Source organism: Nitrococcus sp. (assembly GCF_059432795.1).
Genome location: NZ_JBXWZQ010000081.1, coordinates 1 through 3,414, shown reverse-complemented (window position 1 = coordinate 3,414; position 3,414 = coordinate 1). Strand labels below are relative to the sequence as shown.

Below are 3,414 nucleotides of genomic sequence, written 5' to 3'. Positions count from 1 at the left end.
CCTGCGCAACGTCGGTGAGGTAGTCGGGAGCGAAAAGGATGTCCGCAAATTGGTTGTCCGGCACACTCAGCAGTTCCAAACGGCGAGAGTAAATGCCGGCCTCGCGCCCGGTGGTCCGCACCAGCGGGGCGAGGCCCACCAGTTCGGAGCTCTCACGGCGTACGGCTAGCAACGCCAACTCCGCATCACTACGCCGCCACTGCCAAGCCGCGTCGGCCCATTCGTAGCTGAGAAAAGCACTGGAAACCGGATGCGCGGTGGCCAGACGGTTCCATTCGGCCCGCAATTGAGCGAAGTCGTCTTCCCTGCCAAGCAGTGACACCGCCAAGCCGCGGCTAGCGGCGAGTTGCGGTGATGCCGGAGCCGCCGGTGTATTGCGGCCGTTGTCGCTCAGATCAACTCGTTTCATTCACGTTGTATGGGGAAACGGCGTTCTTCTCGTCTCGTTTCACTTGTTCGCGTGCTCGCTGCGCTCCACCTGGCTGTCTTTGCGGCAGCGCCCGACGGATGCTGCTCGCTGCGGCATGGCCGATTGCCCAACCCACACCGGCAAGCAGAACATCGGTGACATCCGGATAGCGATTGGGCTGCCACTGCTGGGCCCACTCAAGCGTACCTGCATAGCCCAAAACGAGCACTCCCCCCAATACGAGCGTGTACCAGCCGAGCCTCATCGTAAGAGAGCATAATGCAGCTAAAGCGCAATAGGGCCAGGCACCGTCAAGCAAATCGCGGATACCGATCAGTGGGTGAAGCAGTTGGCCTTTCAGGGGAACCCAGTTAAACGCTGACCCGCCAGCGCTGAACGGCGGCCAAACTTTACCGACGAGCACAGCGGAGGCGAGCAAAACGAGCCCGGTTACGGCGCGCGATCGGTTCCTCGGTCCCTGCAGAAACACGCTCAGGAAAAGCGCGCTTGCGATCCCGAATAGCCGTTCCGGGTAGATTTGCTGCGTAATGATCAGAGCGTTGCCGGCCAGACCGAGCCCCAGCAAGCCGGCCAGCCAGGCCGTGGACGTATAGGGGTTACGCAGCGCCGAATTGAGTAGAATTCCAAGGGCCGTCAGCTCCAGGCAATGCTCGATGATTCGCTGGAGGCTGATATCGGCCCCATGCAGGGCCTTGCGCAGGGGTTCAAACGCGCCCCACATGGCGTAAGGATCGATGTATGGTACGAATGGCATCCATTGCGCGACCAGCCACAGGAGCAGCGCTGCGATCGCCGCCCGTGCCGCGGCGTCGTCACGGAGGCATGCTTGGCGGATTCGCTGAAACTGGCCGGTGATCGCCAATAGCCTCACCAGGACAGGGGCGATGAGCGCACCGGTTACTGCGCCAGCCGCGTTCAACATTGTGTCAGTGACCGAGGAGACCCGGGAGGGCAACATTGTTTGCATCATTTCCAGCAGCAGGCTCAGCCCACTGAGTAAAGCGACGACAAGGACAATGCGTGCGATTGGACTGCGCACCGGCAGGACGCTCATCCCGAGCCCGCCCGCGGGTATATAGATGACATAATTGGTGACAAGGTCAGGAAGGGAGTAACCACCGTGCGGCGCCAGTAACAGCTCCAGGGCATCACTATCCGGCAACCGCCAATTGGCAAGCGGATAAAGCGTCCCATAGATAATCAGAAGCAGACAGCTAACGAGCAGCAGCGCCAACTTGGGTGATCTATGTTCGATCAAACGGTTTTCCTCTTCGCCGGCCGGGGTGTGAGGAATGAGTCTATATCCGAATTCCCTTTTTTATGCCAATTGGCGCTGCGGACCGAATCCAATCCGTCGGAATTGGCTATCCGAGGCGTGGACCCATGACGGCCGCCGCGCGACTTGCTGTCTGCGTCGTGGGTGCTCTTGCCCTGCTGGGCGGGTGTCTGGAGGCTCGTGCCGGTCTTGCCGATACCATCGAACGCATAAAGGGCGCGATTGTCGGGGTGGGTACCTACGAATCGACGCGACGGCCACCGGCGCAATTTCGAGGGACCGGGTTCGTCGTCGGCAACGGCAGGCATGTTATCACCAACGCCCATGTGCTTCCCCAAAGCGTGAATTCGCGCCGCCGCGAATACCTCGCGGTGTTTCAGCGCCGCGGCGATCGCCTGGACTCGCGCAGGGCACGGCGTGTCGCGCGCGATGACGCGCATGATTTGGCGGTACTGGAAATCGAAGGTGCACCTCTCCCGGCTTTGACGCTTTCCGTGACCGATAATGTGCGTGAAGGCGAACGCTATGCGTTCACCGGCTTCCCGATCGGTGCCATCCTCGGGCTGCACCCCGTTACCCACCGGGGAATTATTTCAGCGATCACACCGATAGCAATACCAGTGGATAATTCGCGCCAGCTCGATGCTCGCATGATCAAAAGCCTCCGATCACCTTTTCGTGTTTACCAGCTGGATGCAACCGCTTACCCCGGCAACAGTGGCAGTCCGCTGTATGACCCACAGAGCGGTGCGGTGATCGGGATCATTAACAAGGTCTTCGTCAAGGCCACCAAGGAAGCGGCGCTCGCCGCAGCGATTCAAAAGCCGAGCGGGATCACCTATGCGGTACCCTCTAGCTATATCCACGAGCTTCTTGATAGCCTGCCACCCAACGATGTCACGCCCTGAACCAAGGCCCGGTGAGGCGGGCTCGGTGCAATGCACGGTCTGAAACAGCCCGTGGGTTTGGGCCATTGGGGCTTTCCGCCCGTCGCCGCAAGTATTATACTTTGCTCCCGCTTTGGCGCGGCGGGGTGGCGCATGTGCTTGACAGCGAGGCCCGCGTCTGCGCAAGGTGCTGAATTCGTTATTTGGAGGGGTACCCAAGCGGTCAACGGGGGCAGACTGTAAATCTGCTGGCTCAGCCTTCGTAGGTTCGAATCCTACCCCCTCCACCAGATTGTAAGAGCATTGGAAGCCATCGGGGCGAGATGAAAGGTTTGGCGGTGGTTCCGGTAGGGTAGGATGAGAACCGTTAGGCTCGACCGGCATGCGGGGTAGCGATTTTCAGCGCCGCACGAGGATGCGGCCACGTCCCGCGGGTGTAGTTCAACGGTAGAACCTCAGACTTCCAAGCTGATGACGTGGGTTCGATTCCCATCTCCCGCTCCATTTTGCGAATGCCCGCACGAGAAGAGTGACAGAGACGAGGCCCATGTAGCTCAGGCGGTAGAGCACTTCCTTGGTAAGGAAGAGGTCACCGGTTCAAGTCCGGTCATGGGCTCCATTTCTGAGGCAATGCTGGTCAAACTTTTGAGTCGCTGGCCGTTGGCGGATACAGCGCGGACTAACCGGAGATTATGCCGTGTCCAAGGAGAAGTTTCAGCGTACCAAGCCGCACGTAAATGTTGGGACGATTGGTCACGTTGACCATGGCAAGACGACGTTGACGGCGGCGATGACGAAGGTTTTGTCGTCGCGGTACGGTG

Annotated in this window: 5 protein-coding genes and 3 tRNA genes; 5 read left to right on the top strand and 3 right to left on the bottom strand. The window is 59.9% G+C overall.

Annotated elements, in window-relative coordinates; all coding sequences use genetic code 11:
* From AC52Q4_RS06405 to AC52Q4_RS06395, 3 genes are all read right to left on the bottom strand, one after another.
* Positions 1–409: hypothetical protein (locus AC52Q4_RS06405; RefSeq protein WP_495535968.1), on the bottom strand; the 409-nt coding region annotated here is incomplete at its 3' end.
* The gene (locus tag AC52Q4_RS06400) at positions 396–1,688 is read right to left on the bottom strand and encodes a VanZ family protein (RefSeq protein WP_495535967.1); all 1,293 of its coding nucleotides are present in this window, start codon (positions 1,686–1,688) and stop codon (positions 396–398) included. The genes AC52Q4_RS06405 and AC52Q4_RS06400, both read right to left, overlap by 14 nt.
* Positions 1,685–2,146 (bottom strand): hypothetical protein, encoded by a 462-nt coding sequence (locus AC52Q4_RS06395; RefSeq protein WP_495535971.1) that lies wholly within the window; start codon positions 2,144–2,146, stop codon positions 1,685–1,687. The genes AC52Q4_RS06400 and AC52Q4_RS06395 overlap by 4 nt, the downstream gene beginning before the upstream one ends.
* On the opposite strand from AC52Q4_RS06395, the gene AC52Q4_RS06390 reads away from it, so the two are divergent.
* The 5 genes from AC52Q4_RS06390 to AC52Q4_RS06370 all read left to right on the top strand — a co-directional run.
* Positions 2,033–2,614 (top strand): trypsin-like peptidase domain-containing protein, encoded by a 582-nt coding sequence (locus AC52Q4_RS06390; protein ID WP_495535970.1) that lies wholly within the window; start codon positions 2,033–2,035, stop codon positions 2,612–2,614. The two genes, AC52Q4_RS06395 and AC52Q4_RS06390, sit on opposite strands and share 114 nt — an antisense overlap.
* 184 nt (positions 2,615–2,798) lie before the next feature.
* Positions 2,799–2,883 (top strand) — tRNA-Tyr (locus AC52Q4_RS06385).
* 140 nt (positions 2,884–3,023) lie between these two features.
* Positions 3,024–3,097 (top strand) — tRNA-Gly (locus AC52Q4_RS06380).
* 39 nt (positions 3,098–3,136) lie between these two features.
* Positions 3,137–3,212: transfer RNA gene (locus AC52Q4_RS06375), tRNA-Thr, on the top strand.
* 78 nt (positions 3,213–3,290) lie between these two features.
* Positions 3,291–3,414: GTP-binding protein (locus tag AC52Q4_RS06370; RefSeq protein ID WP_495535969.1), on the top strand; the 124-nt coding region annotated here is incomplete at its 3' end.

What these genes read in the sequence shown, in the direction of transcription:
- AC52Q4_RS06395 (WP_495535971.1), bottom strand. Translation starts at nt 2,146, where the DNA reads ATGCGCGTCATCGCGCGCGACACGCCGTGCCCTGCGCGAGTCCAGGCG.